This window comes from Devosia sp. (assembly GCF_017307565.1).
Taxonomy (GTDB): Bacteria; Pseudomonadota; Alphaproteobacteria; order Rhizobiales; family Devosiaceae; genus Devosia.
In genome coordinates this window covers 1-4,475 of the sequence record NZ_JAFKHD010000057.1, presented here as the reverse complement: position 1 = coordinate 4,475, position 4,475 = coordinate 1, and the positions used below count along the sequence as shown (strand labels likewise).

The 4,475-nt window shown below is 62.1% G+C and carries 6 protein-coding genes; 3 read left to right on the top strand and 3 right to left on the bottom strand.

The annotated features are described in order from the left end of the window. The coding region (locus J0I64_RS01160; RefSeq protein ID WP_291405594.1) for a tail fiber domain-containing protein at positions 1 to 695 on the top strand (695 nt) is incomplete at its 5' end. Here J0I64_RS01160 and J0I64_RS01155 read toward each other — a convergent pair. Beyond that, positions 684 to 1,262: a TetR/AcrR family transcriptional regulator gene (locus J0I64_RS01155; protein WP_291405593.1), complete on the bottom strand. Its 579-nt coding sequence runs from the start codon at positions 1,260 to 1,262 to the stop codon at positions 684 to 686. The two genes, J0I64_RS01160 and J0I64_RS01155, sit on opposite strands and share 12 nt — an antisense overlap. Positions 1,263 to 1,341: 79 nt before the next feature. Here J0I64_RS01155 and J0I64_RS01150 point away from each other — a divergent pair, with 79 nt between their 5' ends. After that, positions 1,342 to 1,749: a VOC family protein gene (locus J0I64_RS01150; protein ID WP_291405591.1), complete on the top strand. Its 408-nt coding sequence runs from the start codon at positions 1,342 to 1,344 to the stop codon at positions 1,747 to 1,749. On the opposite strand, the gene J0I64_RS01145 is transcribed toward J0I64_RS01150, so the two are convergent. Further along, on the bottom strand, positions 1,743 to 2,345 hold the full coding sequence (locus tag J0I64_RS01145; protein WP_291405589.1) for a hypothetical protein: 603 nt from the start codon (positions 2,343 to 2,345) through the stop codon (positions 1,743 to 1,745). The two genes, J0I64_RS01150 and J0I64_RS01145, sit on opposite strands and share 7 nt — an antisense overlap. A gap of 131 nt (positions 2,346 to 2,476) precedes the next feature. Here J0I64_RS01145 and J0I64_RS01140 point away from each other — a divergent pair, with 131 nt between their 5' ends. Beyond that, complete coding sequence (locus J0I64_RS01140) at positions 2,477 to 3,367, top strand: NAD(P)/FAD-dependent oxidoreductase (RefSeq protein WP_291405587.1); 891 nt, start codon at positions 2,477 to 2,479, stop codon at positions 3,365 to 3,367. Between the two features lie 99 nt (positions 3,368 to 3,466). Here J0I64_RS01140 and J0I64_RS01135 read toward each other — a convergent pair whose 3' ends face one another. Further along, complete coding sequence (locus tag J0I64_RS01135; RefSeq protein ID WP_291405596.1) at positions 3,467 to 4,471, bottom strand: aldo/keto reductase; 1,005 nt, start codon at positions 4,469 to 4,471, stop codon at positions 3,467 to 3,469. Between the last annotated feature and the right edge of the window lie 4 nt (positions 4,472 to 4,475).

The following is a 4,475-nucleotide window of genomic DNA, read 5'->3' as shown; positions in this document are numbered from 1 at the left end:
GCGCGGGCCTGCCGCAACTGGGCATCAATGCTGATGCCGACACCACCAATCGGCTATCTATCGCGGCTGACGCGACACTGCTCAATCACGATGGCGCGGGCCATCAGCTCAAACTCAACAAGGCCAGCGCGGGCGACACGGCAAGCGTGCTGTTCCAGAGCAACTGGTCCGGTCGCGCCGAGATGGGATTGCTGGCCGACAATGCCTGGCGCCTGAAAATCAGCAGCAATGGCAGCACATGGACCAATGCCGTCGTCATCGCGGGCGATGGCAGCGCCAGCTTTGCCGGCGCGCTGAAACCCATCACCGACAATGCGCAGACCCTGGGCGCCAGCGGCGCGCGCTGGAGCGCCGTCTGGTCGGCTACCGGCACGATCCAGACTTCAGACATGCGCCTCAAGACGGATATCCTGCCCAGCGATCTCGGTCTTGACTTCATCCTGGCGCTGCAGCCCGTGCGCTATCGTTGGCGCGACAACGCTACGGATGAACGCGTGCATTATGGCCTCCTCGCCCAGGATGTGCTCGCCACGACGAAAAACCACGGCGTCGCGCAGTTCGGCGGCCACGTGCTGGTCGACGACGCCGATGCGGAGAGCCAGCAGGCCCTGCGCTATTCGAGTTTCATCGCCCCTCTGATCGCGGCGGTGCAGACTCTCGCCCAGCGCGTCAAGGCGCTGGAATCAGATCTTTAGGCCCCTAATCAACGCCTTGATGGCCTTGCGATAGTCCGCCAGCTCCTGGGGCTCAGCCAGCGCGGCGCGATCAAAGAGCGCATCGAGCAGTTGCGCCAGCGGGGTGACCGGCAGGTCGCGGATGGCGCCTGCCGACACCGCGGCCGATACACCTTCAATCAGCGTCCTGAGACCGAAGCGTGCATTGATGGCTTCGAGGCGGTCGCGCTCGATCACCGCCGGAGCGTCGATGAGCAGGATGCGCCGGCGGCCGGGGTCCTGCATGCCGGCAAGATAGGCGTCCCCGCCTTCAATCAGCGCTCGCACCGGGCCCGGCTCATCCTCGCCGGCGGCAGCGGCGTTGATCGCGAGGGCCAGGAGGGCATGCTCTTCTTCCACTACCGCCTCGAACAGCGCCTGTTTGTCGGCGAAGTGGTGGTAGAGTGCGCCGCGGGTCACCCCCGCCTCCGCCGCGATGGTCGGCGTGTTGGTGGCGCCAAAGCCGTGCTCGGCAAATTGCTGGCGGGCGGCGGCGACCAGAGCCCGACGCGTGGTTTCGCGCCGCTCTTCCTGCGTTCTGCGCTGCACTTGCATACATACACCCTGTTTGTTATATTACGTGCATTCAGTATGTTTCTTTTTAGTTCAAACCGCAAGGAGACGGACCATGTTTTCTGCCTATTACCCGCTGCTGCAGGTCAAGGATGTGGCCGGAACCGCCGCCTTCTACCGCGACCTCTTCAGCTTCACCACGATCTTTGAAAGCGATTGGTACATGCATTTGCGCGCGCCGAACGGGCCGCAGGAACTTGCCATCATCGCCTACGACCACGACACCATTCCCTCTGAAGGCCGCATTCCTACCGCCGGCCTGATCCTCAGCTTCGAGGTCGAGGATGCCACGGCAGAGGCCAGGCGCTTTGCCGAAAAAGGCATCAGGATCGCCCAGCCGCTGCGGGACGAGGTCTTTGGCCAGCGCCATTTCATTGCCAGCGATCCCAATGGCATTCTGCTCGACGTCATCACTCCGATCGAGCCCGATCCCGCCTGGCTCGCCGCCACCGGCGGTCAATAATACCAGGTCAGGGCCGCGGCGCTTTCCGCATTGAAATGCAGCGTCACCGTCACGTCATTCATCGTGTCGGTGGCGCCATCGATAAACTGGCGCTGCAGCAGCGTGATGGTCTCGGCCTCGGCGTCGGACCCCTTCAGCACATAGTCGAAACAATCGATGCGCTCGCTGCTGCGCCCGTCGCCGATCTGGGTCTTGAGCGCCCAGAGCTCGCGCCCACCGAGCGCGACCCCGTTGGCGCGGTTGATCGCGCGGATCGAGGGCAGCCAGTCATTGCCCGTCTCGCAGATATAGCGGCCATCGGCGAACTTGCCGTTGTCGGTGAAGATGACGTCGTGGTCAGCGTCCCAGGCATTGCCGATCTCATAGGTCGCGCCCTCGTCGGTCACCTCGAGATAGATATCCGACCAGGAACAGGCCCCGTCGTTTTCGGCATAGCACCAGCGCTCGGAATTGCGCATCAGCTTGGCGATCTCGGTAATGGGCACCAGTTTGCCGACCTTCATGCGATCGAGCACCGACTGCGTTTCCCCGTCAAAGGCCAGCGCTGGCGTGAGACCAACAATACCGATGGCAAGACAAGCAAAAAGACGACGCATGGGCTCCCTCCCGAGAATTGTTCCATGCCCGCACCTTAGGTCAAAGGCAAGCCAAACGAAACCTCGGCTTGACTTGAATGTTATAATGTAACATTGCATCCGCCTCTAATACGAACACGCGGAGACATGCGATGCAGGACGTGATCATCATTGGTGGCAGCTTTGCCGGGCTTTCGGCCGCGCTGCAGCTCGGGCGGGCACGGCGCAAGGTCACCGTGCTCGACACCGGCCTCAACCGCAATCGCTACGCCGAGCACGCACATAATATTTTCGGCCATGACGGTACCCCGCCCGCCGACCTCTTGGCGACGGCACGCGCCCAGATTGCTCACTATCCGAGCGTGACACTGGTCAATGCCGGCGCCGTCAGCATTGCGGGCGAGCCCGACGATTTTGTCGTGACGACCTCGAACGGAGACACCGTGTCGGGCCGCCGCATCATCCTCAGCTATGGCATCGTCGATGAATTTCCCCCCATTCCCGGTTTTGCCGAAAGCTGGGGCAAGACGGTCATCCACTGCCCCTTCTGTCACGGCTATGAGGTGGCGGGGACGCGCTGGGGCCTCGTCTACTCGTCGCCCATGTCGCTCCATGGCGCGGTGCTCTACGCCAATTGGACCGATGACATCACGCTCATCCTCGATGGGCACGAACTTGCCGACGAAGAGCGCAGCAAGCTTGCAAAGCGCGGCGTGAAAATCGTCGATGGCAAACTGGCGTCCATTCAGCACCAGCAAGGCCGCATTTCCGGCGTCACCATGGCAGATGGCAGCCAGGTCGGGCTGGAAGTGCTCTATGCCCATCCGCGCAACCGGCCCTCGGCGGATCTGCATGTTCAGCTTGGCCTTGAAACCAAGGACACGCCAACGGGCATCATGCTCGCTATTGCCGACATGGGTACAACCTCGCGTCCTGGCATTTTTGCCGCCGGCGACCTGACGACCGGCATGCATTCGGTCACCTTCGCCAACAATACCGGCTCGCTCGCCGCCATGGGCGCGCTGCAGTCCATGATGGTTTGACCGGAAAGGCCCCCTCACCCAGCCCTGCGGGCCGACCTCTCCCTCTGGGGGAGAGGTCGACGGCGCAGCCGGCAGGTGAGGGGGCCTTGTCCCAAAACCCTACCGCAACCACCCCTGCGGCCGCGGATGCAGTTCCATCTGCCCGTCTTTCGTCGCCTCATCAATCGCCACGATTTCCTCGGCGCTCAGGTCCAGATTATCGATCACCCCAAGATTATCCTTGAGCTGCTCCAGCGTGCGCACACCGATCAGCGCCGAGGTCACCTCCTGGCGCCGCAGCACCCAGGCCAACGCCAGTTGCACCAGCGATTGGCCGCGGTTCCGTGCAATCACAGCGAGCTTGTCCACCGCCTCAAGCACCCGAGGCTCGATATGGCTGGCCCGGAGCGACCCATTGGGATTTTCGCCCCGGGTGCCTGCCGTATTGCCGCCCGACGAATATTTCCCCGAAAGCACACCCTGCGCCAGCGGCGAAAAGGCGATGATGCCGATGCCCAGTTCGCCACAGGCATCGATCGTCTTGTCGTTCTCGATCCAGCGATTGAGCACCGAATAGCTCGGCTGGTGGATGGTTGTGGCAACGCCCATCTCTTTGAGAATCCGGTGCGCCTCCCGCGTTTCCTTTTCAGGATAGGAGGAGACGCCGACATAAAGCGCCTTGCCCGATTTCACTGCATGGGCCAGTGCGCCCATCGTCTCTTCAAGCGGCGTTTCGGGATCAAAACGATGGGAATAGAAAATGTCGACATAGTCGAGGCCCAGACGTTTGAGACTCTGATCGAGACTGGCCAGTACATATTTGCGGCTCCCCCATTCGCCATAGGGGCCCGGCCACATATTGTAGCCGGCCTTGGTCGAAATGATCATCTCGTCGCGATAGGGGCGGAAATCCCGCGCCATGACCTGACCGAACAGTTCTTCGGACGAGCCGGCGGGTGGGCCATAATTGTTCGCGAGATCGAAATGGGTAATGCCCTGGTCGAAGGCATAGCCCAGGATTTCCATGGCGCCGGGATAGTCGCGCGTGCCGCCAAAGTTCTGCCAGAGGCCAAGGCTCAGGACCGGCAGTTTCAGCCCCGAATGACCAGAGCGGCGATACTGCATGGTG